Below are 23540 nucleotides of genomic sequence, written 5' to 3'. Positions count from 1 at the left end.
GCTTCGACAGGCTCAGCCTGAGCGGGTGGTGGAGGCGCTGGTTTCGCTCAACCGCGGGTTGCCGAAGGCCCGTCGTGAAAATGGGTTCGCGCAGAGATCGCAGAGGACGCCGAGGAGGTGCATCCCTGCGTCCTCTGCGTTCTCCGCGCAAAACTCTCGCTTGGTTCGTCGGATATGCGCGGCCTAAAATCTGCCCCCCTACACGTCACCCCGGCGCAGGCCGGGGTCCAGCCTTGGGACCTGGTCCGGTTGAGACGGAAGTGGCGCGACCTGCATCGCAAGCTCGCTGCGAAATCTGCGCGAAAGCTTTACCATCTGAGCACTTGCGCAAGACCACTGCCCCCCGGCCTGCGCCGGGGTGACGGGTACAAGGCCGCGCAGAAGGCGCTGGGACGCAGGGATGCACCTCGTCGGCGCCCTCTGCGCGAAAATTAAAGCCGCTTCAGCCAATCGATCAGCAGCGCGTTCACTTCCTCGGGCCGCTCCTGCTGGGTCCAGTGGCCGACGCCTTCCAGCACGTGCCCTTCGACCCTGGGCGCGAACATCCGCATCATCGCCACTGGATCGGCCACGGCTCCGAACAGGGTGGTTGCCGGGTCGTGGCTGCCGCCGATGAAAAGGCAGGGCTGCTCAAGCTGCTTGCCCTGCATCGGCTTCAGCCATTCGTAATCGCGCTCGTGGTTGCGATAGCGGTTCAGTGGGCCACGAAAGCCCGAGGCCTTGAACTCGCCTTCGTAGTAGTCGAGGTCCGCTTCGGTCAGCCATGGCACGGGCTGCGGTTCGGGCAGGTCTTGCAGGAAGGTCGCGCCAGCAGGCTTGTCCCAGTAGTTTCCCGGCGGCACGTCGCCCGAAATCGAATACATCATCTTCTCGACGAAATAGCGCGGATCGGCCTCTGCCTCCGCCTCGGCAACGCCGGGCTCCTGGAAATACTCCTGATAGAAGAACCGGCCCTGGCTGGTGAAATGTTCGCGGAACACTTCGGTAAAGGGGCGCAGCGGAGCCCCGGCAAAGGGCACCGACAGCCCCGCGACGGCGCGCACGCGCTGCGTATTGGTGAAGGCGGTGTTCCAGACGATAGGGGCGCCCCAGTCGTGCCCGATGAGCACCACCGGCTGATCCGGCGAAAGGACATCGGCCAGGCCGATCAGGTCGCCCGCGATCTTTTCGAGGGTATAGGCCTCTACCGCGTGCGGCTTGTCCGACCCGCCATAGCCGCGCACGTCAATCGCGCAGGCGGTAAATCCCGCTTCGGCAATCGGGCGGATCTGGTGCCGCCAGGAATACCAGCTTTCCGGGAAGCCATGGACCATGATGGCCAGCGGGCCGCTGCCCTCGATAGCGCAGCGCAGGGTCACTTCCCCCGTGTCGATGTTCTGGAATTCCATCAGCCTCTCCCCACAAACGAAAACGCCCCGACCTTGGTGGTCGGGGCGCTCTCTGTCCAGTCCGGATGACTAGGGGATCAGTGATGATCCTTGTCGTCGATCACCGGCAGGGTTTCGAACTGGTGGAACGGCGGCGGGCTGGACAGGGTCCATTCCAGCGTCGTTGCACCTTCGCCCCAGTAATTGCCTTCGGCCTTCTTGCCCATGGTGAAGGCGTAGATGATGTTCAGGAACCAGATGCCGACCGAAGCCAGGGTCACGGCATAGCCCCACGACGAGATCGTGTTCCAGTGCTCGTAAGCCGCGGCATAGTCCGGGTAACGGCGCGGCATGCCCTGCATCCCCAGGAAGTGCTGCGGGAAGAAGATCATGTTCACGCCGACGAAGAACACGGCGAAGTGCAGGTACGACAGGGCTTCCGAGTGCCAGCGGCCGCTCATCTTGGGGAACCAGTAATAGAACCCGGCGAAGAGGGCGGTAACGGCACCCAGGCTGAGCACGTAGTGGAAGTGCGCCACCACGTAGTAGGTGTCGTGCAGGTTGTCGTCGATGCCGCCGTTGGCCAGCACGACGCCGGTCACGCCGCCGACGGTGAACAGGAAGATGAAGCCCAGCGCCCAGACCAGCGGGCTGCGGAATTCAAGGCTGCCGCCCCACATCGTGGCGATCCAGCTGAAGATCTTGATGCCGGTCGGCACCGCGATCACCATGGTTGCCAGGGTGAAGTAGAGCTTAGTGTTCACGCTCATGCCGGTGGTGTACATGTGGTGCGCCCAGACGACGAACCCGACCACGCCGATGGCAACCATGGCGTAGGCCATGCCGAGGTAGCCGAACACCGGCTTCTTGGAGAAGGTCGAGACGATCTGGCTGATGATGCCGAAGGCCGGCAGGATCATGATGTACACTTCGGGGTGGCCGAAGAACCAGAACAGGTGCTGGTAGAGCACCGGATCGCCGCCGCCCTTGGCATCGTAGAACGTGGTGCCGAAGTTACGGTCGGTGATCAGCATGGTGATGGCGGCCGCCAGGACCGGCAGGGCCAGCAGCAGCAGGAAGGCGGTGACCAGCACCGACCACACGAACAGCGGCATGCGGTGCAGAGTCATGCCCGGCGCGCGCATGTTGAAGATCGTGGTGATGAAGTTGATCGCGCCCATGATCGAGGCGGCACCGGCAAGGTGCAGCGCGAAGATCGCGAAGTCGGTCGCCGGGCCCTTCGAACCCGAGGTCGACAGCGGAGCATAGGCGGTCCAGCCGATGCCCGCGCCGTTGCCGGTTGCGTCACCGGGGACAACTGCCGAAAGCATCAGCGAGATGAAGCCCGAGACCGTCAGCCAGAACGAGATGTTGTTCATGCGCGGGAAGGCCATGTCCGGTGCGCCGATCATGATCGGCACGAACCAGTTGCCGAAGCCGCCGATGATCGCCGGCATGACCAGGAAGAACACCATGATCAGGCCGTGGGCGGTGATCAGCACGTTCCACAGGTGGAGCTGCGCATCGAAGCTGGCCGAAGGCTCGCCCAGGATCGAAGCGACAGTGCCGAGGTACTGGATGCCCGGATGGGCCAGTTCAAGGCGCATGATGCCCGAGATACCGCCGCCGATAACACCGGCGAAGATCGCGAAGATCAGGTAAAGGGTGCCAATGTCCTTGTGGTTGGTGGACATGAACCACCGGGCGAAAAAGCCCGGCTTGTGATCGTGACCGTGCTCCGCATGATCTGCGTGAGCCTGGAACTGGTCAGCTGTAGTTGCCATATCTGCGAACCTTCTGTTCGATAATCTCTAGGGCGCTCAGGCGGCGGGCTTGGCGGCAGGAGCCGGAGCCTCGGCCGCAGCCGGGGCATCGGGCATGCCGTCAATCTTGCCGCCCTGCTCCAGGACCCAGCGGTTGAATTCGTCACGCGGCAGCGCTTCGATGGCGATGGGCATGTAACCATGACGCGCACCGCACAGTTCCGAGCACTGGCCGTAATAGACGCCCGGCTCGTTGATGATCAGCTGACGCTCGTTCAGCTTGCCCGGAACAGCGTCGATCTTGAACCACAGCGATGGAATGGCGAACGAGTGGATCACGTCGGCGCCAGTGGTCTGGAAACGGATCGGTTCGCCCACCGGAACGACCATGCGGTTGTCCACCGCCAGCTGCGACGGTTCACCGTTCGCGATGGCCTTGTCGTGCGGCAGCATGTTCGAAATGACTTCGATGTCGCCGTTGTCGGGATACTTGTAGGTCCAGTACCACTGGTTGCCGGTGGCCTTGATGGTCAGGGCCTTTTCCGGAGCCGGGGTGTACTGCTTGTTGATCAGCGCCACCGAGGGAACGGCGATGCCGACCAGGATGAGGATCGGAATACCGGTCCAGGCCACTTCCAGCGCGGTGTTGTGCGCGGTCTTGGACGGCACCGGATTGGCGCGGCGGTTAAAGCGCGCCACGACGATCAGGAGAAGCAGCAGGACCAGCAGGGTGATGCCCACGATCACCGGCAGCAGGAAAGCCTGGTGCATGTGCAGCGCCTGCTTGCCGGAGTCGGAATACTGATCCTGGAACATGATCCCGCCAGGAACGGGCATGCCCTTGCCTTCGGTCGGCTTCATCGGGACGTACTTGCCCGGAGCGACCTTGAACTTGGGATCGTTGAGATCGACCGCCGGAGCAGCCGGAGCCGCCGTGGTGGTTACCGGAGCCGTCGCAGCAGCAGCATCAGTGGCGGTAGCCGCCGCTGCGTCAGCCGCTTCCGAGGCGGGAGCTGCCGGAGCAGCCGCGTGCAGTGCGGGCGTCGCCAGCAGTGCCAGCGACATTCCGATTGCCTGGATCGCGCGTCCCGCTTTGCGGGCAGTCTTGCCGATTGTCATCGTTCCTCTTGCTCTTGCTTTCCCGGCCGGTTGAAGCCTTAAAAACGCCCCTTCCCGCCCCCATGGGAGTTTCGGATTCACCGGGCCTATACGCGCGCTTGCGAGGCACCTCAAGCGCCTCTAGGGGAAATTTTGACAAAGCGCATTGTGCCCCATTGCGGGCGCAGCTCGAATCAGAATGAAAGGCATGTAAAGCAATGCAGGACGAAGAGGTCCTGGCCGAATTCCGGGCCAGCAAAGCCTTGTTGGAAGGGCATTTCCTGCTCTCTTCCGGGCGGCATAGCGCACATTACCTACAATGCGCGCGCGTGCTGATGGACCCGATGCGCGCCAGCCGGCTGGCCGCAGCCCTGGCCGCGCGAATCCCCCGCGACCTGCGCAAGGATATTGCCAAGGTCGTCTCTCCGGCGATGGGCGGCGTCATTATTGGCCACGAAATGGGCCGCGCGCTTGGAGTCGAGGCGATGTTCGTCGAACGCCCCACGGGCACCTTCGAACTGCGCCGGGGCTTTGCCATCGAACCGGGTGAAAAGGTGCTGATGGTCGAGGACGTCGTGACCACCGGCCTGTCCGGCAAGGAAGCGATGAAGGCGATTGCCGATGCAGGCGGCGAAGTGATCGCCGCTGCTGCCCTGGTCGATCGTTCCGGCGGCACGGTTGACATGGGCGTGCCGTTCTATCCGCTGATCGCGATCAACTTCCCCACCTATGCGCCGGACGAGCTGCCGCCAGAACTGGCCGCGACTGAAGCGGTCAAGCCGGGGAGCCGGGCGAAGCCGTAATGACCAGCAAGCTGCGCCTGGGCGTCAACATCGACCACGTTGCCACGATCCGCAATGCGCGGGGCGGCGACCATCCAGATCCGGTCCGCGCGGCGCAGATCGTCGCGGCTTGCGGCGGCGACGGCATAACGGCGCACCTGCGCGAAGACCGCCGCCACATCCGCGACGAGGATCTGGCGCGAATCCAGGCGGCGACCAGCCTGCCGCTCAACCTGGAAATGGCCGCGACGGAAGAGATGCTCGCCATCGCGCTGCGCCACAAGCCGCACGCCGCCTGCATCGTGCCCGAACGGCGCGAGGAGCGGACGACCGAGGGCGGTCTGGACGCAGCGGGACAGCACAACCGGCTCTATCCGATGGTCCAGCGGCTAAACGATGCGGGCATCCGGGTGAGCCTGTTCATTGCCCCGGACGAACGCCAGATCGAAGCGGCCATGCGGCTCCACGCGCCCGTAGTCGAATTGCACACCGGCGAATATGCCCATGCCGAGGGCGAAGCCCGCGCGGCGGAACTGAAGCGTCTGGCCGACATGGCTGCGCTGGCCGCCAAGAACGGGATCGAGCCCCACGCCGGACACGGCCTTACCTATGATAATGTCCAGCCCGTCTCGGCGATCCCGCAACTGGCCGAGCTGAACATCGGGCATTACCTGATCGGGGAGGCCATATTCTGCGGGCTGGAAGGCGCGGTCCTGCGAATGCGCGAACTGATGGACGCGGCGCGGTGAGCAAACGCAACGTATTTATCCTCCCTGTTTGCGCGTCAGTGCAAATGGGGAGGTGGCAGGCGCCGAAGGCGGCTGACGGAGGGGCGCCGCGAAGCGGCTCGGGCAGCGCCATTGCCCCTCCACCATCGCTTCGCGACGGTCCCCCTCCCCATTTTTGCTACGCAAAAGCGGGGAGGTCTGGATGATCATCGCCATCGGGTCCGACCTCTGCAATATCGAGCGGATCCAGAATTCCCTGAACCGCTGGGGCGAGCGCTTTGAACAGCGCGTCTTTACCGAGGTGGAGCGGGCCAAGGGCAATTCGCGCCCCTTCACCAAGGCGGGCACCCTGGCCAAGCGCTTTGCCGCCAAGGAGGCGTTTTCAAAAGCCATAGGCACCGGGTTCAAGGCCGGGGTGTTCATGAAGGACATCGGCGTGGTCAACGCCCGTTCCGGCGCACCCACCCTGCGCCTGACCGGCGGAGCGGCAGCCCGCCTGGCTGCCATCACCCCGCCGGGGCATGAGGCGGTCGTGCATCTGACATTAACGGATGATCACCCATGGGCGCAGGCCTTCGTGATTATCGAGGCGCGCAAACTGTGACCGAAGCTGCAACTGAACCGAATTCCAACCTGTCCCCCCAGCCGGCTGAAGCCATGGAAAGCAAGCAAGCGGAGCGGATCGACTGGCTGGGCGAAATTCGCGGGCTGGTGGTCATGCTGCTGGCGGTGCTGGCCTTCCACAGCATGCTGGCCAAGCCGTTCTACATCCCCTCGATCTCGATGATGCCGAACCTGCTGGTCGGGGACCGGCTGATCGTGTCGAAGTTCCCCTATGGCTGGAACTGGGCCTCGGTCAGCTTTCACATCCTGCCGCGCGGGACCTGGCGGTTCCTGCCGGGTACGCCGGAATATGGCGACATCGTCATCGCCGTGCCGCGCAACCGCACCGATGACCTTATCAAGCGCGTCGTCGCCCTGCCGGGGGACCGGATTGCCGTGGTCAACGGCCAGATCGTGCTGAACGGCAAAGCCGTACCCCAGGCGGTAGAGCCGCCGCTGCAAATTCCGGGCGATCCGCAATTGACCTGCAACGACCGGAGCGTGGCCTATCACTGCTATGCCGATTTCGCCGCCTTCCGCACGCGCCTGCCCTCCGGGCGCGAGGTCTATGAAATGCCCACCCTGCGTGAGACGCTGCCCAACGGCGCGACCTATCTGATCATCAAGGACCGCAGCGATTTCACGGTGGACAATTATCCGGAAATCACGGTCCCGGCAGGCCATGTGTTCCTGATGGGCGACAACCGCAACCATTCGGCCGATAGCCGCGTGCCGATCCTGCAAGATGGCCTGGGCGGCCCGGTTCCGCTCTCCGACATTGGCGGGCGGGCAGAGTTCGTGACCTTCTCGCTCGATGGCAGCCAGACGTGGAATCCCCTTAGTTGGTTCAACGCCTTGCGTTCGGATCGATCCTGGACCAGCCTGCGTCCGGTGAAACTGACCAAGGACCAGTAATGGCGAAAGCTCCGTCCCGGACCGCGCGTGCCGCTCCCCCGCCGGTGAACGAACCGGCGCGCGTGGGCCCGACCGACATTTCCGACACGCTGATCCTGACCGAGGCCAAGCGCGCTGCGGTGTGGATCGGCATGGCCGCGCTGCTGGCGCTGACCGTCTACCTGGCCCAGCCGCTGCTGGTGATCTTCGGCGGCATGGTCTTTGCCGCGATGATCGACGGCGGCGCGCGTTTGCTGGGCCGGGTCCTGCCGATTGGCCGCGCCTGGCGGGTCACGCTGGTCCTGCTCCTCGCCCTCGCCTTCCTGACCTGGACCGCGATGTTCGCGGGCAGCCAGATCGCATCGCAGGCCGCGCAGTTGCCGGGAACGGTCGAGGCGCAGGCGATGCGCCTGCTGGAATGGCTGGAATCGCACGGCATGGGCTTCAAGGCGGCGAGTTTCGAAAACCTGGTCGACAAGCTGGTTGGCGGAGTCAGCCAGATCACCAGCGCGGTGGGCGGCGTGATCGGCGGGTTTACCACGGCTTTCCTCATTACGGTCATGGCGATCTATTTCGCCGCCGAACCGCAGCTCTATCGCCGCGGCTTCGGCTGGCTGCTGCCGCAAGGCCAGCGCGACCACTTCGAAACGACGGCCATGATCATGGGCCGCACGCTGCGCCGCCTGCTGGCGGGCAGGTTGCTGGGCATGGTCGTCGAAGGCGTGGCGACCTGGCTGCTGCTGGCCGTCTATGGCGTCCCCATGGCGGGCCTGCTGGGCCTCCTGACCGGCCTGCTGGCCTTCCTGCCCAACATCGGCGCCCCCATTTCCGGCGCGCTGATGGTGCTGGTCGGGTTCTCCGGCGGGGTCGACATGGGGATCTACTGCATCATCGTCTATATCGTCGTGCAAGTGGTGGACGGGAACATCATCGTGCCGATGGTCGCCAAGAAGACCGCCGACCTGGCCCCGGCGCTGGTCCTGGGTGCGCAACTGATCATGGGCGCGCTGTTCGGCCTGCTCGGCCTGATCCTCGCCGATCCGCTGGTGGCCATGATCAAGGTCGCGCTGGAACGCCAGTCCGTCCGTAACGAGAACGCCTGAACAATGGCCCGCAAGTTTCTGTATTTCGTCGCTTTCTGCACCGTCGTTTTCATCGGCGGGCGACTGGCCCTGGCCTTTTACCCCGAACAATTGACCCGCCTCAGCTTCACTCCGGGCGGCCAGTTCGAAGCCCAGCCGGACCTCGCCGCCAATGCCTATGCCAATCCCGACCTGTGGTTTGCCCGTCCCGGCATGAGCGGCAGCAACCCGGTGCAATGGCAGCCCGAAGGGTTCAGGCCCGATCCGGTCCCGGTTGATGCGGCGGTGTTCTTCGTCCACCCGACCACCTATCTGAAAAAGGCGCACTGGAACGGACCGCTCGACGATCCCGACGCGCGGCGCATTGGCCAGGTCATGGTGCGCGCCAATGCCAGCGTGTTCGGCGCCGCCCGCGAAGTCTGGGCACCGCGTTACCGGCAGGCGACCTTCGGCGCTTTCGTGACCGATGCTCCCGAAGCGCGGCAGGCGCAGGACCTGGCCTATCGCGACGTTGCCCTGGCCTTTGACGCTTTCGTCGCGGCCCAGCCTGCCGACCGCCCGATCGTCCTAGCGGGACATAGCCAGGGCTCCTTCATCCTGAAGCGTCTGGTGGCCGAGAAAGTGGCCGGAACCCCGCTGGCACAGCGGATTGCGGCCGCCTATATCATCGGCTGGCTGGTCGATACCCGCCGCGACTTGCCCAGCATGGGCCTGCCCGCCTGCGACCGGCCAGAGCAGAGCGGCTGCGTGATCAGCTATCTCTCTTTCACCGACAATGCCGATACGGCCATGATGCGCGACGCCTATGAGCGGTTCGCGGGCAAGTCCGATGCGGCAGGCGCGGCCAGCTATCTCTGCTCCAACCCGCTTACCGGCGGGATCGGCGGCAACGCCCCGGCAGCGCGCAATCCCGGCGGGATCGTGCCCGATGCCAAGTTCGAGCAGGCCCGGTTGACCGCGGCCCTGGTCGGCGCCTCCTGCGCTGCCGATGGCACGCTGCGGATCGGTTCCGGCCCGGACATGGGGCCCTTCGTGCTGCCGGGCGGCAATTACCACGTCTATGACTATGCCCTGTACTGGCAGGCACTGCGGCAGGACTTTGCAAGGCGCGTGGCGGCATGGCAGACGCGGCGCTGATTACCACCTCCGCGCTGGAATACCGCGACGCCCTGCCCCAGGGCGGAGCGCTGCTGGGGCTGGACCTGGGCACCCAGACCATCGGTACCGCCTTTTGCGATGCCGGATGGCGCTTCGCCTCGCCGGGCAAGACCTTGAAGCGCGGCAAGTTCGGCGCAGACCGCGAGGCGCTGGCCGCGCTGGTGCGCGAACGTTCCATCAAGGGCGCGGTCATCGGCCTGCCGCTCAACATGGACGGCAGCGAGGGGCCGCGCAGCCAGTCCAGCCGCGCCTATGCCCGCAACCTCTCCGCCGCGCTGGGCCTGCCGGTCCTGCTGTGGGACGAACGCTGGTCCACCACCAGTGCCGAGCGCGACCTGATCGGCCAGGACATGAGCCGCGCCAAGCGCGCCGAGCGGATCGATTCAGCCGCTGCCGCCGTGATCCTGCAAGCGGCCATCGACGCCTTGGCTGGCGGCTTCGCTTAGGGTCAGGACCTATTAACCGCCAGTTCGGCGCGGCGCGCCTTTGCCTCCATGGCGACCAGGCGGCTGCCCGATTGCTCGGCATCGCGCCACAGCGCATCGCGGTCCGCTACGTCCCCGGCCTGCGCGGCCAGCGCGTCCCAGGCCGCCAGCCGCATCCGGTCACTGGGATGGCGGCGGGCAAAGCGGTGGGCCAGATCAAGCGCCTCGTCGCTGCCCAGCCCGACCGCGACTTTCAGGAAGGCCTCGCTCGGCCCCGGAGAGAGGATCGCGGCGATAGAGCGCTGGTCGAGGTCAAAGCGGTACTGGTCCAGCCAATGCTGCGCGGCGGTCGACTGCACGATGTTCAGCGAAACCGAAAGCGCATCGGCGGGCAATTGCGAGTGGACGTCGACATGAGCGCGGTAGAGCATCAGCTTGCCCGGCTCCAGCCGCGAACGCTCGACGAACCGCAGCGAGGGCACGGGCTCTCCCCGGTACCCCGCGACATCGCCATAGTCGAACTCGTAATAGTCGCTCCAGTATCCCGGTCCGAAATAGCCGAGCGTCAGGAAGCTGAAATTGTGGTCGTGCGGCGTTCCCAGCACGAAGGAAGGCCCGCCGCTCGCGCGGACCAGATGATCCTCCGCCGCTGGCCAGATATTGGCGCGGACAAAGAACTCGCCACCCCGCAGTGCCAGCATGACGACCTGCGGGCCATAGACATTGTCCAGCACGTCCTCGCGGTGCCGGTGGGCCAGTTCCTCGATCAGGATATCGCCGAGGAACGCATCATCGTTGCCCAGGCGGCGCAGCCAGCCCGCCGCGTGGAGCAGGCTGTCCTCCTCACCCGGATCGAAGCCCTTTGCTGACAAGGCATCGACGCATTCGGCCAGGCTGGCGGTGCGGCTGTCTTCCAGTTCAATCACGCGGGGCATGGGGCAAGTCCGTTCAGTTCGGGGTGCATCTTCGTCAATTGCAGGCAGGGCTGCGGCGGGTGCTTGCAGCGGATCGCCCGCCCGCGCGGCAATGTCGCAGAGCGTGCGGAACCCGATTGCCGTGTCCAGCCCCAGGCATTCGCGCAGGGCCTGCCAGCGCAGCGAGGCGGCGCCGCGCTCTTCCGCCATGGCCGCCAGCAAGGGCGCGGCATCGCGCCGCTTCATCCGGCCCAGCAGGGTGGCGGTCATTTCCAGGCGGCTGTCGCGCAGGTTGGCCGCCGATTGGTGGAGCAAGGCGCCATCCACCAGCCGGTATTCGCGCACCGGCTCGATGCAGTCGATCCGGCGCTGGAGTTTCAGCTGGACCAGGCTGCCCGGAACGGCGGTGAGGATCACACTTTCGCTGCGGCCCAAGCGGTGCAGCACCTGGCCAGGCGTCAGGCCGATCTGGCTGCATTCAAGCTCGGCGCGGTTGTGCCCCTCGCCCAGCATGCGCACGCGGAGCGCCGTGCCGGACCCGGCCAGGACCCGCTCCCACGTTTCCGTCGCCAGAAAGCTGGTAGAAGCCGGCCTGGCCTTGCGGGCCAGCGCCGCGCCGTCAAAGTGCTGAAGGATCAGGGCCGTGGTGCCGGAGCGGGCCAGAACGATCGCGGCCTGAACCTCGCTGACAGAGGATCGCAGCGGGGACAGGCTGATCGGCTCCGCCGCCATCTGCGCCAGCACGGACTGAAGGATCGGGCCGAGCAGGCGCTGGAGCGCGTCACTGGCAGGATCGAACAGGGCAGCGAGAGCGGGCAGTTGGTCGAGCGCCTCGCCCGCTGCGAGCCTGGCCAATTGCGGCTCGATTGCGCCGCAATGCGCTTCACGCCAATGCTGGTGAATGCGGCTCATGGCGCGCTGCGCATCGCGCTGCGGAGCGTCATTGCTCCGCAGCGCTTGCAGTTCCGGGCGGATCAGCATCCGGAACTCTCCGCTCAGTAACCGAGGACTTCGGCGAGGAAGACCATCAGGAAGAAGATCGTATCGTCAGAGCTCATCGCCTGGGCGGGGTTGGCGACGCTTCCGAACAGGCCGGTCAGGGTGTCGAGATCGGGCAGAGCGGAAATATCAATGGTCGGCAGGTTCATGGCATTTTCCCATTATGCCGTAAGGGCACCATGCCCTTCGGACCTGCCCTATCGGGACCATCGGCGGCCGGATTTGAAATTAAAAGATTGTAATTTTCACCCTAGCGATTCCAATGACTTGCGGGGAAGTTTTCCACTTTGTTTCCTGTTCCGCTTTCATTCCGCCCTGCCCCGCGCCTCGAATTTCAGCATCGCGGCCTTGCTCAAACGGCGCTTGTTGACCTGTGCGGCGTAGTGTTCGACGACCTGGAAAGTCTGCCCGGTGATCGACGCGACTTCCGCCACGGTGCAGCCTTCCTCTAGCAGCGCGATAACCGCATTCTTGCGCAGGCCATGCGGCACGGTTTCTGCGCCAAGCGCCCGCGTGAAGGCTTGCAGCTTGGTCCGCAGCCAGCGCTGTTTAATGCCGTGAAAAATCGCAATCCCGGCTTTTGGCGTGCGGTCCAGTTCGGCGCGCAGATCGCGGTGAATTGGAATATCAAGCGTCTTTTTGAACCGGCGCGTCTTTTGCGGCGTGATAAGGATCGAACCGCCCCTCACGTCATTCCAGGTCAGGCGCATTGCGTCGCTGATCCGCAAGCCGGTGAAATAGAGAACATGAACGGCAAGGCGGATCGTCGGATCATCGCATTCCAGCGCGGCGCGCAGGATATGTTCCGGCCAAGGCTCATGCTCCCCGCCCTTCTCGCGTTCAATGTCTTTCGTCGGCTCGATCGTCGCCTTGCTGCGCTGCCTGCCCCACTTGTAAAGCACGGCCAACACCGCAACCACCATGTTGCGGGTTCCGGCGTTCCAGCCTTCGTTATCCAGCACCATGCGCACATCGGCGGGCTGCAAATCGTCAATCGGGTAATCGCCCCAAAACTCGACCACCTTTTTAAGCTGCGCGTTGTATAGCTTGCGGGTGTTCTCGGCCCGCTTGGTGAAGGCATCCGATTGCCGGTATTCCTGCACTAGCCCGGCAACGGTGGCTTGCTGTTGCGGCTTGCGCTTGGTTCGGCCAGCCATAAACGAGGCATAGCTATCGTGAAAGCCAATCGTCCCCGGCTGCGGCATCGGCGCATAGATCGGCTTGCCATCGCGCTTCTGCCCGGTGTTAAAATAGGCATACCAGCGCAGCCCGCGCTTGACGTATTTGACGTTAGGAAGGCTAGGCGGCTTTTTCATAGCGTTGCCTCAATTGCTGGCGATAGGTCGGCTCCGGTCCATCCGTGGCGATATTGCCCGCAATCCGGTCTAGAGCCTTGTCCAGCGCGTTCTTGCACCAGTGTTCGCGCCCGCCAAGCATTACCGGCGATGGCAAGCGGCCTGCGACAATCTCGCGCTCGAATGCGCCCACCGACATATCGCAGTATTGCGCGGCGGTCTGGCGCTTTAGCATCCTGGGCCACCGTTCCATTATGCCTCCCTCCCGTTCAGCGCCTCAAGCGCCTTGGCGAAGCTGCCGTGCTGCCTAATCATCGCTCCAGTGACAAAGCCGCTGCGGCGGATGGCATTGGCGGGCTGTCCGTTGCTGCGGATTACGCGAAGGTCTTTTTGCATCATGCTTCACCCTTCAAAGCGGCGCGGCAGTATTCGGCTACATCAAAAGCAAACCTGCGGGCCTCCGCAACTTCTGGCTCAAAGTTGCACCAGTCGGCGTGTTGTTCGGTCGCATCCACCTCGATTTGCCGCAGGGCGGTTTCCAATAAAACAATCTTGGCATCTGCTTTTTGCATCACGCCCGCGATTGCTTCTGGCAATTCCGAAAGCATCGGCTTTTCATTAAGACCAGTTGCCTGCCGTATTTTTGCAATAGTCCAAAGAAGGTCGAGTTCGTGCTTTTCGCCCATTGCAGTCACAATGGCTGCATTAAGCGCGTCGGCCATATCCAAGCCAATCAAACCATTCCATTCAAAGACTGACTTTAGGCCGTTGTTTTCGATTGTGACTTTAGTGTGCATCACTCCACCTCCGTATTCTCTTGCCGGTCGCGGATCAGTTCCGCCTCGGCTTGGGGGATAAAGCGGGTTACATCGGTGCCTTGGTCATAAGCGCCGTTGCGAAAGGCCCGTTCGCGGACCAGCGACGGCTTGAAATGGGCGATCGCCAGTTCGCGGGCGCGGGCCATAATTTCGGCTTGGTCGGTCATGCTGCCTCCTTCATCTTGTCCCGGCGCTTGCGGCAGCGATCCCGAATAAGCCTTCGGGTCGCCTCCGCCGTTTCGCGCGCGCATTTCAAATGATGTTCCGCCGCTTCGATCAGTTCGGCCTCATGCGGCTTTAGGAACTCGCGCCAGTGCATTTGCGATCAGTCCTCGAACCCGTCGTCGTCGGCAAAGCCTTCGTCCATTTCGGTTTCGGGCTTGCCTTCGCGTTCCAGATCGGCGCGGCGTGCGGCATAAGCGGCGTTAACCTCGGCCCACAGTTCCGGCTTTTCGGCCTGCAGCTTCGCCATCGGGCGCGAACCTTTCGCCATAACTTCGGCCAGCGCATCGGGATCGGCGGCGATCTGAACCGCCGCGATATGTTCCGCCGCCCATTCCTCGGCGGTCTGGCGTGACTTGGCGGCAAGGGGCTTAACCTCGGCAGCAAGCGGCTTCACAACATGAGGCGCGCGCTTGCCCTTGGTCGCGGTAAGCTGGATCATGAGATCGCGCTCGATGTGGCTCATGTGGCTGATCCGAATGCCGCCGACTTCCATGCCGCCCCACTTGACCTTCGGGTCGCGGTAAAGCGTGACGGAGCGGCCAGCGTAAACCTTTGCATCCGGTCCCCATGCGGCGACAAGAACGCGGCTCATCGACTTGCAGGGACGCCAGACGCGCGGCTCGCCAATAAGCTGGATTTGCACCGGCTGTTCGGAGCCGGGGTTAATGTGAACGGCCTCGATCGTGTAGGACTTCGGACCGCCGATGAAGTCGTCGGCGTTCACTTGGTCGCTGCGAGGCTGAATAACTGCGGTCATATCGTTCATGGTTTAGGCTCCAATTCTGGCAAGTGCGGCGTCGCCAAGCGGAGTTCCGACAAGCAGGCCAAGCGCCGCCTTGTAGGTGTCGAGAAGCGCCTCCATTTCAGCGCGGTCGTCGGGCCTCATTTTGCGCAGGCGCACGATCTGGCGCATGATCTTTGCGTCGTAACCGACCGCCTTGGCCTCGGCGTAAACGTCCTTAATATCGTCCGCGATGCCCTTCTTTTCTTCCTCAAGGCGCTCGATGCGCTCGATTAGCAGGCGCAGGCGGTCATCGCTGGCTTTGCTGTTATGTCCTTCGGTCACGCGAACATCTCCTGTTCAATCCGTCGCTCGGTCGGGTGCAGCTTCCTCGCCTCGACGGCGGCGAAAAAGTCCTCGATGATTTCGGAAATCTTGGCCTCGGCGGCTTCGCAGGCTTCAAGGATTGCTGCGCCGATCTTGTGGTCGCGCTCGATCCGCATGGGGATCATCGGCAAGCCGCCCGAATAGCTAATCAGGTCGCACCAGGCACGATCAGTAACGAGCATGGCGGTTTGCACCTGCAACAAGTAATCGCTCGGCGGGGTGCCATCGCGCCAGTGTTCCACGATCGTCTGGATTTGGTATTTCTGGCGGCGGCTCTTGATTTCGACCATGCCGTCTGCGCCGACCAGCCCGTCCGGTGAGCAGCCAATCGTGAAGCCAAAACCGTCGTTGGTTACGAACCCGACTTCCTCGACGGGCGCGTATTTCTCGCTGTAAAGCTGGCGGGCGTAGAATTCCTCTTCATGCCCGCGCAGCATATCGTCGGTTACAAAGGTCGGCTCGACATAATTGCTGATCCGCTGCGCCGCGAGTTCCCAAATGTGGGCGCGGCTCTTGTCGTTGTCCGCGCGCTTTAGGGTCGGGGTCAGAAGAAGCTTGACCTCCGACGCGGTAATCAGTCCGCAGCGCATTTGAAGCCACTCGTCCGACCCTTGGATTACATCGTCGTGAATTTTAATCATTTGCTGCACTCCTTGTAGGCAGTTGCATCGTTCGAGCAGAGCCGCGCCTTGTCGGCCCGCATCGCGCTGTCGAAGGTCAGGACTGCGGCGAGCGCCAGAACAGCCCATGCAAGGTTCCGCAGGCGCAGGGTCATTTCGCGCTCCATTCGGCCTGCAATTGCGCCCACCGATCCTCGCCCATTTCCTTGCGGGCCTGTTCGATCTTGCGGTCGAGGGTAAAGCTGCCCGCGACGGTTCCAGCGGTCGGGTCTGGTCGCCATGCCAGCGCTGATTTCAGGCAGGCATATTCAGTGCGGGTGCGGCTCTGGCTCATTCCGCGTCCCTCCGCATCAAGCGCAGGGCATCGACTTGATCGACGGCTATGTCGCTTTCGCGCTGCCAGCCATCATCGTCGGCGGCAAAGAACCCCTCGTCGAACTCGCGCTCGGCAAAGTCGTTGGCGAGGATTTCGCTTTCGCTCGGCATATACGGGCGGCGGCTCATGCTGCGGCCCTCCGCTGATCGGAAAGGGCTGCGGCGTGCGCAGCCTTGATCGCCTCGGCAAACTTGGCCGGATTAAACGCGGCCAGTTCGTCGTCGAACAGCAGCGCCACGGTTTCGCAGGCGAGGCAGTCAGCGCCCTTGATCGACTGGCCGAAACCGCAAACCGGGCATTCTGCCAAGTGCGGCCCGTCGCAGTCAGGGCAAACATTCGTCGGGTAAGGATCCCATGTGGACGGCAGGCGGTGCGAATGAACGCGGCCTTCCCCGTCGCAAGTCCCGCAAGCTGCTACTGCGCTGCGGTCGTTCCAATGTTTGCGCATCGTCGTCTCCTCGGCTTGTGCCTTGGAGCCTTCAATACGCCTCGTATTGTATATGTCAATACAGCTTGTATCGGTTTGGCGCTTTTTATGCCGCTAGAGGTTCAACCGCGCCGGTTGCCAGCATGTCGGTCGTTAACCTTTGCCGCAGCGTTTCGCGGCTCTGGCGGACCATGCCGGGGATCAGGAAAATGTCGATCAGCCACCAAATGCCAAACCCGCCGATCGTCAAAAGCATGGCGATCCCGCTGCCAGGGCGGCGCAGATAGAACCGATGCGCGCCGATCAGGCCGAGAAAGAACCAGAGGAAATAAGCAGCGCCAATGCTTTGCGTGTCATTGGCGACGCGCTGCTCGATTAGCTGCAATTGTGCCGTAGAAAGCGCCATTTGTTATCCCCTAGTGATTTCTGCGGACTTTGCCCAAGCGATCCAGCAATTTCAAGGCGCGCGGCGGAATTGCGCTGACCACAAAACCAATCACGCGGATTTCGCCGTCGCTTTCGAGCATGTCATGGCTAGGCGAGCCGATTTCGATTTCGGCTGAAAATTCCGGCCTGGTCGAACGCGGGACAAGAAAATAGCGCCCGTCGCGGATGGTTAATTCTTTCACCGTGCGTTCGCGCAGGCCATCGGGCTTGATTCGTTCCACAATGACATGATCGCCCGGCTCCGGTTCGACGCCGTTCGTATAGATAGAAATACAGTCAAGCACTGTCCCCGGCTCATAGCACAGGTCCATCGAATAGCCTTCGACAACTAGCCCAAAACGCTCACAATCTGGCACCGGAGGGGGTGCGTCTATCTCGAATGGGTCAAATACTTCCCTGGCCTCTCGCCATACACCTGCTGCCACACTGCCCCCAACAATTAGAACCGAATTGGCAGTATTTTGAGAAGGGGCCGCTCCGTCAACCCCATCCATCCCTAAAAGCCATCCCGGTTTGACACGAAATGCGCGCGCATATTTTTTCGCGGCATCGAGGCCGAATGACCGCGTGCCGTTTTCGTGGTGCCGATAGCCAGCTACACCCCAGCCAAAAGCCTCTGCGGCTTCCGTTGCCGAAGCATACCCCGCCCGCTGCCGCGCCTCCCGAAGGCGCTCTGATCTATTATTGCCCATCACTGGTCTTTTACATAGCCGATCAATACGCAGGGTATTGACCTGCATCGATACAGAGCGTATTGAGGCGGGCATGTCACACCTAATCCCCATTTACGCTGTCTGGAACGACAACGCCGAAGCGATGGCTTCGGACATTGGCGAACTCGGCGTGACCGTCCGACAATGGCGCAATCGCGGAAACATCCCGGCTAAATACTGGCCGAGGATTATCGACGCGGCTGCTGCGCGCGGGACGGAATTGAACCTCTCGCAGTTTTTGCCCTCGTCCGAACCACAGGCCGCATAGCCATGCTGGTGGGGGCAATCATCTTTACCGCCGTATTCGCTGCCCTTGGCGCGATGCTTTGGGCGTTCGTCTCCCTGCCGATCGACGCGGGCGACGACGAACACAGCAACCCCGACAACTTCGGCATCTGACCGATGGCGGCTCACCAGAACTCGCGGGCCAACTCCCTGGCTTCCCTGCTCGCCCGCGAACACTTCCCCGGCCTGACTGACCAGTTCGTTCGGGCCGGGGATTTTTCTCAAAACGTCCATGTCAACCCTTCTAGCGCAGGAGATCAACAGGATCATGGCTAATAATTATACGATCGTGCGCGGTCGGCAGCTTACGATCAGGCGGGAACTCGACCGTCGCGGGATCAGCCTAAAGGTTATCGCCTATGACGCTGGCATTCCTTACCCGACGTTGCTCTCCTACTTTCCCGGCGAGGGCGAACCGGCGACCATTTCCGGCGCGGCGCTCTATTCGCTCTGCGGTGTTCTGCCTGCCGACCTGTTGAGCCTGCTTCTGCCGGATGGGTTCCAAGTCGTTCGGGCGCCAGAGGACGTTGACCACGACCAGCTTGCCGAGGCGATGGCGGAATATCTGACCGCCAAGCAGCACGCACACCATCCCGACAGCCCCGATGGCCGCGAGATTTCCGAAGGCGAGGACGAGGAACTTTGCACCCGTCTGGCAAGCGTGAGGGCGGTCGCATGAAGTCGGAAAAGAAAATGCTCTCCGACCATTCGCTCTTTAGCCGCCGCCGTTTGGGTCCGCCGATCGGCAACCGCGAATTCGACCAGCACTGCAAGATGATGCGCAAGGGATCGCAGGCTTTGCTTGAGGCGATTGCGAGGGTTTACGCATGACCCGCGCCAAGGACAAAGACGACGCGCTTTATCGTCTGGTCAAGCGCCTTCCCGAACAACTCGAACGCGCCCGCAACCGGGTGCGCCAACTTGAAAACCAAGCGGTGCGCCTTGGCCTCCGTGATCTTGTGGAGCAGGGATAATGGCTGATCTAAACCAGTGCCAATTCATCGGACGGCTCGGTGCCGATCCTGAAATTAAGTCTTTCTCGAACGGTGGGCGCATTGCCAACCTGCGCCTTGCCTGTTCCGAAAGCTGGAAAGACAAGCAGACCGGCGAGCGCAAAGAGCGCACCGAATGGATTGGCGTTACCCTGCAAAGCGATGGCTTGGTCGGGGTTGCAGAGCGCTACCTCAAGAAAGGCTCTCGGGTCTTTGTTCAAGGCCAGTTCCGCACCCGCAAATGGCAGGATCAATCAGGCGCAGACCGCTATTCGACCGAGATAGTTGTCGGCGGCTTCGGCGGCATCCTGACCATGCTTGACGGCGCGCAGGGCGGTTCAGGCGAGCGCCGCGAACAATCCAGCCAGCCAGCGCAACAGCCTGCAAACAACGCCGGATCGTTCCGCGACGATCTCGACGACGACATTCCGTTTTGAGGGGCTGACCGATGCGCCGACGCCCGATCCAGAAAAAGCAGACCATGACGCGGCAGTTCAACCACGTCGCCGCCTTTTCGAAGGTCGGGACTGCGCCGCTGGAAACCCTCACCGACGCGATGATCGAAAGCATTGCTGCCAGCCATGCCCGGCGCGGCACTCCCGCTTTCGACAAGCTGCACGCCGATCTCCGCGAGGTCGTTGCTAACCGAAAGGCGCTGGCTGCATGAGCAAAGATTACGTCACGTTTGCGGACCTTGAAAGTTCGCTTAGGCCGGTGCCGCTGTTCCCGGTGCAGGCACCCGATGGCCGCAAGGATTTGACCGAACTCGACCGGCAATCATGGGTCGTCAACTACATTCGCAAGTCGCAGCCGAACATCATTGTTTACGCGACCCCGAACGCGGCCAAGCGCGGTTTCTCTGCGCAGCGCCAGGCGAAAAAGGAAGGGCTGCTTGCTGGCGTATTCGACCTGACATTCGCGTGGGACATTAAGCACAGTGATGCCGACGTTACCGTCTGTTGGGCGGAAATGAAGGGTTACGATGCCAGCGGTCGCGCCGGTTCGCTAACCCCGGCGCAGATTGATTGGGGCAATGCCATGCACCAGCGCGGCCACAAGGTTGCCTGCTTTTTCTCCGCGAAGTCCGTGATTGAATGGCTGGCCGAACTTGGCGCGCCTATCCGTGGAAGGATCGCCGCATGAGGCACTTCTCGCCCATTTCCGACCCGCTGGACCTGCGCGACTTCACCAAGCGCGCGATCCGCCAAATCCTCCGCACGATCGCGCAGCAAGGCGACGATGCGCTGCTGAAAGATTGCATCATGACAGCCCGCGAACACGGCCATCTCGACGACGAGGAAACGGCTTTTCTGATTAATGTTTGGGGAGTGCAAAGCGCATGAGCCTCGCACCCGTTCCCACCTCCGCGCCTTGGACCGCGCGCCGCTTTGTCTATTTTAAGGGGCAATTCGACTCCCATATCGCAACCGGCGAGGACTACCCAAGCCAAGCCCTTGCGAAAATCTGGACGATGAAGCCCGGCAGCAAACCGAAGGGCGCGGGTCTGGCTTGCATCCCTTCGACCTATTGCGACTTCGACGCGCGGGAACACGCGGCACAGCGCGAGCGCGGCAAGTTCATTGCGCTGACCGCCGACATTGACAAGGGCAATCACCCGCTGGCAACCGTCCGCGCGGCGATCGAGCAAGTAACCGATGGCGCGGCCTGGCTGATATATTCCAGCCCGCATTCCCGGCCCGACGATCAGCGGTGGCGCATTATCCTGCCACTGGAAACCGAGCAGCCGTTCGAGGCATGGCACGATGCGCAGCTTGCGCTTTATGCCTTTCTTGAGGCGCGCGGGATTGCCTGCGATCATGCTTTGGCCCGCGCTGCACAGCCGGTCTATCTGCCGAACGTTCCCGCCGTTCATGCCAAGTCCGAAACCCCGCTGCGCGATGAAAAGGGCGAACCGCTCTATTTCGAACGCGAAGGCTCGGACCTGACCGCGCCGGGGCTGGACCTTGAAACCGGCCTGATCGCGCAAGGCATTGCCGCATTGCGTCGGCAGCGGATCGAGGACGAGCAAACCCGCGAACGCATCCGGCGCGAGGCCGAACAGCGCCGCGCCAATGCCCCGCGCGGTGACAACGCCTCGCTGATCGAGGATTTCAATGCCGAGAACAGCGTTGCGACCATGCTGGAAATCTGCGGCTATGAGCAATCCCCGCGCAATGCCGAGGATTGGCGCTCACCGCACCAGACCGGCGAAACCTATGCGACCCGCGTAATCGGCAGCAAATGGGTTAGCCTGTCGGCCAGCGATGCCGAAAGCGGGTTGGGGCAAAAATGCTCTGCGGGCTGCTATGGCGATGCTTACGACCTGTTCGTCCATTACAAGCACGGCGGCGACCACAAGGCGGCATATCGCCAGATCGGGGCCGAGAAGCGCGCGGCACAGGGGAATGTGACCTACCCGCCGCAGTTCCATGCCGAGCCGCCCGAATGGCTTTCCGCCGCACCGCTGCCCGATGAAGCGCCGGAATGGGCGGAATGCGAAGAACACCGCGAGATCGACGAGGAAGCGTTCGCCGCAGCCGCTGGCGTTGATTACGGCGACCGCTGGCCGGAACCCGTCAACCTTTGGCAGCGGTTCGAGGAGCCGGAACTCCCGCAAGGCTTGCTGCCGCTGACCGTCGAGGTTTTCGCGCGCAAGCAAGCCGCGATTATGGGCGCGGACGCTGCTGGCATGGCAATGGCCGTCATGACTGTTTGCGCGACTGCGATCCCTGATAGCGTCGAACTGCAAGTCAAACGCAACGATCCGACCTGGCGCGAACACGCGCGGCTCTGGACTGCTCTTGTCGGCCCGCCATCCCGCAAGAAAACCCCGGTCTTTAAGGCCGCAATGGGACCGCTGCGCGCGATTGATAACCAGTTGATGCGCGCTTACCTGCAAGCCTGCGAGGAGTGGGAAGCGCTCGACAAGGACGAGAAGAAAGCCACGCCGAAGCCCAAACAGCGCCGCTTGATCATTTCCGACACGACGATCGAGGCCGCGCAGGAAGTCATGATGGACAGCCCCGATGGCATCCTGTCGGAGCAGGACGAACTTTCGGGCTGGTTCGGATCGATGGACCGCTACAACACCAAGGGCGGCGGCGACCGGGCATTCTGGCTCAAGGCGTTCAACGGCGGAACCTACAACCTCAACCGCATCGGACGCGGCGCAAAGCAGATCAGCAACCTGTCGATTTCGCTGCTTGGCGGCATTCAGCCTGAACCGATGCGCAAGTTCGCCTCGGAAAGCGTCGATGATGGCCTGTTGCAGCGCATGATCCCGGTCATTCTGCGTCCGTCAACGGTCGGCCAGGACATTGCGCAGGATCAGTCCGCGACTGAATACGAACACCTCGTCTCCGACCTCTACGGGCTGCGCAAGCAGGGTCACAAGCTGATCCATTTCAGCGATGGCGCGCGGGCGGTTCGTGACCAGCTAGAGCGCGAACACCTCGAACTGTCGATGGCGCTTGAAACTGTCTCACCAAAGCTGGCCGCGCACTATGGTAAATACGACGGCATTTTCGCCCGCCTGTGCCTGATCTGGCACTGCATCGAATGCGCCTATCGTGACTTGCCGAGCGAGATCAGCGAGGACACCGCGCGCCGTGTTGCTGCCTTTATGCATGAGTTCATTCGGCCAAGCGCCATCGCTTTCTACGCGGGCATCCTGGGTATGTCTGCAGGCCATGAGGAACTTGTCGCGCTGGCCTCGATCGTCATTGCCAAGGGACTAACCGAGGTCGGCGCACGGGATGCCCAAAGCGCCGGTCAGACCCTGCGCCACATCACCGCCGACCAGTTCCGGCAGCTTGCCGAGAAGATGGAAGCGTTCGGATGGCTGGAACGCGGCGAACCTAAACCGAAGTCGAACACCCCGCGCTGGCTGGTCAATCCGAAGGTGCATGACCTGTTTGCGGAACGGGCTGCGCAGGAAATGAGCCGCCGAGAAGCCGCCCGCAACGCTCTGCGCAACGCTTTGATGGGAGATCAGTAGTGGCATATTCCAGCCTTACCGAACCGCGCATCGTCCGAGAGGCGTCTCGCCTTTATAGCCTCGCTTTGTCGAAAGGCGATAGCGAACAATCCGCTCTTCAAAAGTCCATTGCGGTCGCCCTGTCTAAGCTGTGGCGAAAAAAGCCGCTCGATATGAGCCAAGCCAGAAACATCAATAGATACGGCGGTGAGTATTCGCGTCTCGAAAACATGGTTCGGGAGCAAGCTTAATGCGTTTTTCGCCGTTCATAAAAACGCGCACTTTCCTGAATGACGCGTCTAGTTGCTGGCAGTTGCTGCTTAGGATTGGCGCCAGTTGCTGTCAGTTGCTGCTTGCGTGCGTGAGACATAAAATGCATTTTCTCTCTTTCTCCTATTGGCAGCACGTTTTTACGCCTCGCGCACGCAAGCAGCATCTAGCAGCA

The 23540-nt window shown here is 62.5% G+C and carries 36 protein-coding genes; 17 read left to right on the top strand and 19 right to left on the bottom strand.

The window, feature by feature from the left end; all coding sequences use genetic code 11:
* Nucleotides 1–431 precede the first annotated feature (431 nt).
* The 3 genes from ACQKOE_RS14100 to coxB all read right to left on the bottom strand — a co-directional run bounded on the left by ACQKOE_RS14100 (nucleotide 432) and on the right by coxB (nucleotide 4249).
* Nucleotides 432–1388 carry an alpha/beta fold hydrolase gene (locus ACQKOE_RS14100; RefSeq protein ID WP_427513351.1) on the bottom strand — a complete coding sequence of 319 codons (957 nt, stop codon included), beginning with the start codon at nucleotides 1386–1388 and terminating at the stop codon, nucleotides 432–434.
* 77 nt (nucleotides 1389–1465) lie between these two features.
* Nucleotides 1466–3151, bottom strand: coding sequence for a cytochrome c oxidase subunit I (gene ctaD, locus ACQKOE_RS14095; RefSeq protein WP_427513350.1), 1686 nt, complete (start codon nucleotides 3149–3151; stop codon nucleotides 1466–1468).
* 36 nt (nucleotides 3152–3187) lie between these two features.
* Entirely contained in the window at nucleotides 3188–4249 is a 1062-nt protein-coding gene (gene coxB / locus ACQKOE_RS14090) for a cytochrome c oxidase subunit II (RefSeq protein ID WP_427513349.1), read from the bottom strand.
* A gap of 197 nt (nucleotides 4250–4446) precedes the next feature.
* Between coxB and pyrE the strand changes: the two genes are divergently transcribed.
* From pyrE to ruvX, 7 genes are all read left to right on the top strand, one after another.
* Nucleotides 4447–5031 (top strand): orotate phosphoribosyltransferase, encoded by a 585-nt coding sequence (gene pyrE / locus ACQKOE_RS14085; protein WP_427513348.1) that lies wholly within the window; start codon nucleotides 4447–4449, stop codon nucleotides 5029–5031.
* The gene (locus ACQKOE_RS14080; protein ID WP_427513347.1) at nucleotides 5031–5759 is read left to right on the top strand and encodes a pyridoxine 5'-phosphate synthase; all 729 of its coding nucleotides are present in this window, start codon (nucleotides 5031–5033) and stop codon (nucleotides 5757–5759) included. The genes pyrE and ACQKOE_RS14080 overlap by 1 nt, the downstream gene beginning before the upstream one ends.
* Before the next feature lie 181 nt (nucleotides 5760–5940).
* Nucleotides 5941–6342 carry a holo-ACP synthase gene (gene acpS, locus ACQKOE_RS14075; protein WP_427513346.1) on the top strand — a complete coding sequence of 134 codons (402 nt, stop codon included), beginning with the start codon at nucleotides 5941–5943 and terminating at the stop codon, nucleotides 6340–6342.
* Nucleotides 6339–7256: a signal peptidase I gene (lepB, locus tag ACQKOE_RS14070; RefSeq protein ID WP_427513345.1), complete on the top strand. Its 918-nt coding sequence runs from the start codon at nucleotides 6339–6341 to the stop codon at nucleotides 7254–7256. Before acpS ends, lepB begins: the two co-directional genes overlap by 4 nt.
* Entirely contained in the window at nucleotides 7256–8338 is a 1083-nt protein-coding gene (locus tag ACQKOE_RS14065; RefSeq protein WP_427513344.1) for an AI-2E family transporter, read from the top strand. Before lepB ends, ACQKOE_RS14065 begins: the two co-directional genes overlap by 1 nt.
* Nucleotides 8339–8341: 3 nt before the next feature.
* The gene (locus ACQKOE_RS14060; protein ID WP_427513343.1) at nucleotides 8342–9454 is read left to right on the top strand and encodes a DUF3089 domain-containing protein; all 1113 of its coding nucleotides are present in this window, start codon (nucleotides 8342–8344) and stop codon (nucleotides 9452–9454) included.
* Complete coding sequence (ruvX, locus tag ACQKOE_RS14055) at nucleotides 9436–9921, top strand: Holliday junction resolvase RuvX (protein ID WP_374591642.1); 486 nt, start codon at nucleotides 9436–9438, stop codon at nucleotides 9919–9921. The genes ACQKOE_RS14060 and ruvX overlap by 19 nt, the downstream gene beginning before the upstream one ends.
* A gap of 2 nt (nucleotides 9922–9923) precedes the next feature.
* Here ruvX and ACQKOE_RS14050 read toward each other — a convergent pair whose 3' ends face one another.
* From ACQKOE_RS14050 to ACQKOE_RS13975, 16 genes are all read right to left on the bottom strand, one after another.
* Nucleotides 9924–11795 (bottom strand): hypothetical protein, encoded by a 1872-nt coding sequence (locus ACQKOE_RS14050; protein WP_427513342.1) that lies wholly within the window; start codon nucleotides 11793–11795, stop codon nucleotides 9924–9926.
* Between the two features lie 14 nt (nucleotides 11796–11809).
* Entirely contained in the window at nucleotides 11810–11962 is a 153-nt protein-coding gene (locus ACQKOE_RS14045; RefSeq protein WP_374591648.1) for a hypothetical protein, read from the bottom strand.
* Between the two features lie 156 nt (nucleotides 11963–12118).
* Entirely contained in the window at nucleotides 12119–13129 is a 1011-nt protein-coding gene (locus ACQKOE_RS14040; RefSeq protein WP_427513341.1) for a tyrosine-type recombinase/integrase, read from the bottom strand.
* Entirely contained in the window at nucleotides 13113–13343 is a 231-nt protein-coding gene (locus tag ACQKOE_RS14035) for a hypothetical protein (RefSeq protein WP_427513340.1), read from the bottom strand. Before ACQKOE_RS14035 ends, ACQKOE_RS14040 begins: the two co-directional genes overlap by 17 nt.
* Before the next feature lie 17 nt (nucleotides 13344–13360).
* Complete coding sequence (locus tag ACQKOE_RS14030; RefSeq protein ID WP_427513339.1) at nucleotides 13361–13504, bottom strand: hypothetical protein; 144 nt, start codon at nucleotides 13502–13504, stop codon at nucleotides 13361–13363.
* Entirely contained in the window at nucleotides 13504–13905 is a 402-nt protein-coding gene (locus ACQKOE_RS14025; protein ID WP_427513338.1) for a hypothetical protein, read from the bottom strand. The genes ACQKOE_RS14030 and ACQKOE_RS14025 overlap by 1 nt, the downstream gene beginning before the upstream one ends.
* A complete protein-coding gene (locus tag ACQKOE_RS14020; RefSeq protein ID WP_427513337.1) occupies nucleotides 13905–14093 on the bottom strand; it encodes a hypothetical protein in 189 nt (62 codons plus the stop codon). The genes ACQKOE_RS14025 and ACQKOE_RS14020 overlap by 1 nt, the downstream gene beginning before the upstream one ends.
* Before the next feature lie 158 nt (nucleotides 14094–14251).
* The gene (locus tag ACQKOE_RS14015; RefSeq protein ID WP_427513336.1) at nucleotides 14252–14917 is read right to left on the bottom strand and encodes a hypothetical protein; all 666 of its coding nucleotides are present in this window, start codon (nucleotides 14915–14917) and stop codon (nucleotides 14252–14254) included.
* 3 nt (nucleotides 14918–14920) lie between these two features.
* Nucleotides 14921–15217 (bottom strand): DUF2312 domain-containing protein, encoded by a 297-nt coding sequence (locus ACQKOE_RS14010; protein ID WP_427513335.1) that lies wholly within the window; start codon nucleotides 15215–15217, stop codon nucleotides 14921–14923.
* Complete coding sequence (locus tag ACQKOE_RS14005; RefSeq protein WP_427513378.1) at nucleotides 15214–15900, bottom strand: lambda exonuclease family protein; 687 nt, start codon at nucleotides 15898–15900, stop codon at nucleotides 15214–15216. Before ACQKOE_RS14005 ends, ACQKOE_RS14010 begins: the two co-directional genes overlap by 4 nt.
* Nucleotides 15897–16034 carry a hypothetical protein gene (locus ACQKOE_RS14000; protein WP_427513334.1) on the bottom strand — a complete coding sequence of 46 codons (138 nt, stop codon included), beginning with the start codon at nucleotides 16032–16034 and terminating at the stop codon, nucleotides 15897–15899. Before ACQKOE_RS14000 ends, ACQKOE_RS14005 begins: the two co-directional genes overlap by 4 nt.
* Nucleotides 16031–16213: a hypothetical protein gene (locus ACQKOE_RS13995; protein WP_427513333.1), complete on the bottom strand. Its 183-nt coding sequence runs from the start codon at nucleotides 16211–16213 to the stop codon at nucleotides 16031–16033. Before ACQKOE_RS13995 ends, ACQKOE_RS14000 begins: the two co-directional genes overlap by 4 nt.
* Nucleotides 16210–16383, bottom strand: coding sequence for a hypothetical protein (locus ACQKOE_RS13990; protein WP_427513332.1), 174 nt, complete (start codon nucleotides 16381–16383; stop codon nucleotides 16210–16212). Before ACQKOE_RS13990 ends, ACQKOE_RS13995 begins: the two co-directional genes overlap by 4 nt.
* Complete coding sequence (locus ACQKOE_RS13985; RefSeq protein ID WP_427513331.1) at nucleotides 16380–16562, bottom strand: hypothetical protein; 183 nt, start codon at nucleotides 16560–16562, stop codon at nucleotides 16380–16382. Before ACQKOE_RS13985 ends, ACQKOE_RS13990 begins: the two co-directional genes overlap by 4 nt.
* 226 nt (nucleotides 16563–16788) lie before the next feature.
* The gene (locus tag ACQKOE_RS13980) at nucleotides 16789–17088 is read right to left on the bottom strand and encodes a TM2 domain-containing protein (protein ID WP_427513330.1); all 300 of its coding nucleotides are present in this window, start codon (nucleotides 17086–17088) and stop codon (nucleotides 16789–16791) included.
* 10 nt (nucleotides 17089–17098) lie between these two features.
* Nucleotides 17099–17869 carry a LexA family transcriptional regulator gene (locus tag ACQKOE_RS13975; RefSeq protein WP_427513329.1) on the bottom strand — a complete coding sequence of 257 codons (771 nt, stop codon included), beginning with the start codon at nucleotides 17867–17869 and terminating at the stop codon, nucleotides 17099–17101.
* A gap of 25 nt (nucleotides 17870–17894) precedes the next feature.
* Here ACQKOE_RS13975 and ACQKOE_RS13970 point away from each other — a divergent pair, with 25 nt between their 5' ends.
* The 10 genes from ACQKOE_RS13970 to ACQKOE_RS13925 all read left to right on the top strand — a co-directional run bounded on the left by ACQKOE_RS13970 (nucleotide 17895) and on the right by ACQKOE_RS13925 (nucleotide 23116).
* Entirely contained in the window at nucleotides 17895–18110 is a 216-nt protein-coding gene (locus tag ACQKOE_RS13970; protein WP_427513328.1) for a carph-isopro domain-containing protein, read from the top strand.
* A gap of 2 nt (nucleotides 18111–18112) precedes the next feature.
* Nucleotides 18113–18241, top strand: coding sequence for a hypothetical protein (locus tag ACQKOE_RS13965; RefSeq protein ID WP_427513327.1), 129 nt, complete (start codon nucleotides 18113–18115; stop codon nucleotides 18239–18241).
* A 154-nt stretch (nucleotides 18242–18395) separates the two neighbouring features.
* A complete protein-coding gene (locus ACQKOE_RS13960) occupies nucleotides 18396–18806 on the top strand; it encodes a hypothetical protein (protein ID WP_427513326.1) in 411 nt (136 codons plus the stop codon).
* Nucleotides 18803–18958 carry a hypothetical protein gene (locus ACQKOE_RS13955; protein ID WP_427513325.1) on the top strand — a complete coding sequence of 52 codons (156 nt, stop codon included), beginning with the start codon at nucleotides 18803–18805 and terminating at the stop codon, nucleotides 18956–18958. The genes ACQKOE_RS13960 and ACQKOE_RS13955 overlap by 4 nt, the downstream gene beginning before the upstream one ends.
* Entirely contained in the window at nucleotides 18955–19101 is a 147-nt protein-coding gene (locus ACQKOE_RS13950) for a hypothetical protein (protein WP_427513324.1), read from the top strand. Before ACQKOE_RS13955 ends, ACQKOE_RS13950 begins: the two co-directional genes overlap by 4 nt.
* Nucleotides 19101–19556: a single-stranded DNA-binding protein gene (ssb, locus tag ACQKOE_RS13945; RefSeq protein WP_427513323.1), complete on the top strand. Its 456-nt coding sequence runs from the start codon at nucleotides 19101–19103 to the stop codon at nucleotides 19554–19556. Before ACQKOE_RS13950 ends, ssb begins: the two co-directional genes overlap by 1 nt.
* An 11-nt stretch (nucleotides 19557–19567) precedes the next feature.
* Nucleotides 19568–19786 (top strand): hypothetical protein, encoded by a 219-nt coding sequence (locus ACQKOE_RS13940; protein ID WP_427513322.1) that lies wholly within the window; start codon nucleotides 19568–19570, stop codon nucleotides 19784–19786.
* Between the two features lie 47 nt (nucleotides 19787–19833).
* Nucleotides 19834–20262 carry a hypothetical protein gene (locus ACQKOE_RS13935; protein WP_427513321.1) on the top strand — a complete coding sequence of 143 codons (429 nt, stop codon included), beginning with the start codon at nucleotides 19834–19836 and terminating at the stop codon, nucleotides 20260–20262.
* Nucleotides 20259–20462 carry a hypothetical protein gene (locus ACQKOE_RS13930; protein WP_427513320.1) on the top strand — a complete coding sequence of 68 codons (204 nt, stop codon included), beginning with the start codon at nucleotides 20259–20261 and terminating at the stop codon, nucleotides 20460–20462. The genes ACQKOE_RS13935 and ACQKOE_RS13930 overlap by 4 nt, the downstream gene beginning before the upstream one ends.
* Nucleotides 20463–20590: 128 nt before the next feature.
* Nucleotides 20591–23116, top strand: coding sequence for a DUF3987 domain-containing protein (locus tag ACQKOE_RS13925; RefSeq protein WP_427513319.1), 2526 nt, complete (start codon nucleotides 20591–20593; stop codon nucleotides 23114–23116).
* Nucleotides 23117–23540: the final 424 nt, after the last annotated feature.

Source organism: Novosphingobium sp. NPDC080210, from assembly GCF_050281025.1.
In the GTDB taxonomy this organism is placed as follows: domain Bacteria; phylum Pseudomonadota; class Alphaproteobacteria; order Sphingomonadales; family Sphingomonadaceae; genus Novosphingobium.
The sequence above is the reverse complement of the archived record's forward strand: the minus strand, read 5'-3'. Positions and strand labels throughout refer to the sequence as shown.

What these genes read in the sequence shown, in the direction of transcription:
- ACQKOE_RS14100 (WP_427513351.1), bottom strand. Translation starts at nt 1,388, where the DNA reads ATGGAATTCCAGAACATCGACACGGGGGAAGTGACCCTGCGCTGCGCT.
- ctaD (WP_427513350.1), bottom strand. Translation starts at nt 3,151, where the DNA reads ATGGCAACTACAGCTGACCAGTTCCAGGCTCACGCAGATCATGCGGAG.
- coxB (WP_427513349.1), bottom strand. Translation starts at nt 4,249, where the DNA reads ATGACAATCGGCAAGACTGCCCGCAAAGCGGGACGCGCGATCCAGGCA.
- pyrE (WP_427513348.1), top strand. Translation starts at nt 4,447, where the DNA reads ATGCAGGACGAAGAGGTCCTGGCCGAATTCCGGGCCAGCAAAGCCTTG.
- ACQKOE_RS14080 (WP_427513347.1), top strand. Translation starts at nt 5,031, where the DNA reads ATGACCAGCAAGCTGCGCCTGGGCGTCAACATCGACCACGTTGCCACG.
- acpS (WP_427513346.1), top strand. Translation starts at nt 5,941, where the DNA reads ATGATCATCGCCATCGGGTCCGACCTCTGCAATATCGAGCGGATCCAG.
- ACQKOE_RS14065 (WP_427513344.1), top strand. Translation starts at nt 7,256, where the DNA reads ATGGCGAAAGCTCCGTCCCGGACCGCGCGTGCCGCTCCCCCGCCGGTG.
- ACQKOE_RS14060 (WP_427513343.1), top strand. Translation starts at nt 8,342, where the DNA reads ATGGCCCGCAAGTTTCTGTATTTCGTCGCTTTCTGCACCGTCGTTTTC.
- ruvX (WP_374591642.1), top strand. Translation starts at nt 9,436, where the DNA reads ATGGCAGACGCGGCGCTGATTACCACCTCCGCGCTGGAATACCGCGAC.
- ACQKOE_RS14050 (WP_427513342.1), bottom strand. Translation starts at nt 11,795, where the DNA reads ATGCTGATCCGCCCGGAACTGCAAGCGCTGCGGAGCAATGACGCTCCG.
- ACQKOE_RS14045 (WP_374591648.1), bottom strand. Translation starts at nt 11,962, where the DNA reads ATGAACCTGCCGACCATTGATATTTCCGCTCTGCCCGATCTCGACACC.
- ACQKOE_RS14040 (WP_427513341.1), bottom strand. Translation starts at nt 13,129, where the DNA reads ATGAAAAAGCCGCCTAGCCTTCCTAACGTCAAATACGTCAAGCGCGGG.
- ACQKOE_RS14035 (WP_427513340.1), bottom strand. Translation starts at nt 13,343, where the DNA reads ATGCTAAAGCGCCAGACCGCCGCGCAATACTGCGATATGTCGGTGGGC.
- ACQKOE_RS14030 (WP_427513339.1), bottom strand. Translation starts at nt 13,504, where the DNA reads ATGCAAAAAGACCTTCGCGTAATCCGCAGCAACGGACAGCCCGCCAAT.
- ACQKOE_RS14025 (WP_427513338.1), bottom strand. Translation starts at nt 13,905, where the DNA reads ATGCACACTAAAGTCACAATCGAAAACAACGGCCTAAAGTCAGTCTTT.
- ACQKOE_RS14020 (WP_427513337.1), bottom strand. Translation starts at nt 14,093, where the DNA reads ATGACCGACCAAGCCGAAATTATGGCCCGCGCCCGCGAACTGGCGATC.
- ACQKOE_RS14015 (WP_427513336.1), bottom strand. Translation starts at nt 14,917, where the DNA reads ATGAACGATATGACCGCAGTTATTCAGCCTCGCAGCGACCAAGTGAAC.
- ACQKOE_RS14005 (WP_427513378.1), bottom strand. Translation starts at nt 15,900, where the DNA reads ATGATTAAAATTCACGACGATGTAATCCAAGGGTCGGACGAGTGGCTT.
- ACQKOE_RS14000 (WP_427513334.1), bottom strand. Translation starts at nt 16,034, where the DNA reads ATGACCCTGCGCCTGCGGAACCTTGCATGGGCTGTTCTGGCGCTCGCC.
- ACQKOE_RS13995 (WP_427513333.1), bottom strand. Translation starts at nt 16,213, where the DNA reads ATGAGCCAGAGCCGCACCCGCACTGAATATGCCTGCCTGAAATCAGCG.
- ACQKOE_RS13990 (WP_427513332.1), bottom strand. Translation starts at nt 16,383, where the DNA reads ATGAGCCGCCGCCCGTATATGCCGAGCGAAAGCGAAATCCTCGCCAAC.
- ACQKOE_RS13980 (WP_427513330.1), bottom strand. Translation starts at nt 17,088, where the DNA reads ATGGCGCTTTCTACGGCACAATTGCAGCTAATCGAGCAGCGCGTCGCC.
- ACQKOE_RS13975 (WP_427513329.1), bottom strand. Translation starts at nt 17,869, where the DNA reads ATGCAGGTCAATACCCTGCGTATTGATCGGCTATGTAAAAGACCAGTG.
- ACQKOE_RS13970 (WP_427513328.1), top strand. Translation starts at nt 17,895, where the DNA reads ATGTCACACCTAATCCCCATTTACGCTGTCTGGAACGACAACGCCGAA.
- ACQKOE_RS13965 (WP_427513327.1), top strand. Translation starts at nt 18,113, where the DNA reads ATGCTGGTGGGGGCAATCATCTTTACCGCCGTATTCGCTGCCCTTGGC.
- ACQKOE_RS13960 (WP_427513326.1), top strand. Translation starts at nt 18,396, where the DNA reads ATGGCTAATAATTATACGATCGTGCGCGGTCGGCAGCTTACGATCAGG.
- ACQKOE_RS13955 (WP_427513325.1), top strand. Translation starts at nt 18,803, where the DNA reads ATGAAGTCGGAAAAGAAAATGCTCTCCGACCATTCGCTCTTTAGCCGC.
- ACQKOE_RS13950 (WP_427513324.1), top strand. Translation starts at nt 18,955, where the DNA reads ATGACCCGCGCCAAGGACAAAGACGACGCGCTTTATCGTCTGGTCAAG.
- ssb (WP_427513323.1), top strand. Translation starts at nt 19,101, where the DNA reads ATGGCTGATCTAAACCAGTGCCAATTCATCGGACGGCTCGGTGCCGAT.
- ACQKOE_RS13940 (WP_427513322.1), top strand. Translation starts at nt 19,568, where the DNA reads ATGCGCCGACGCCCGATCCAGAAAAAGCAGACCATGACGCGGCAGTTC.
- ACQKOE_RS13930 (WP_427513320.1), top strand. Translation starts at nt 20,259, where the DNA reads ATGAGGCACTTCTCGCCCATTTCCGACCCGCTGGACCTGCGCGACTTC.
- ACQKOE_RS13925 (WP_427513319.1), top strand. Translation starts at nt 20,591, where the DNA reads ATGAAGCCCGGCAGCAAACCGAAGGGCGCGGGTCTGGCTTGCATCCCT.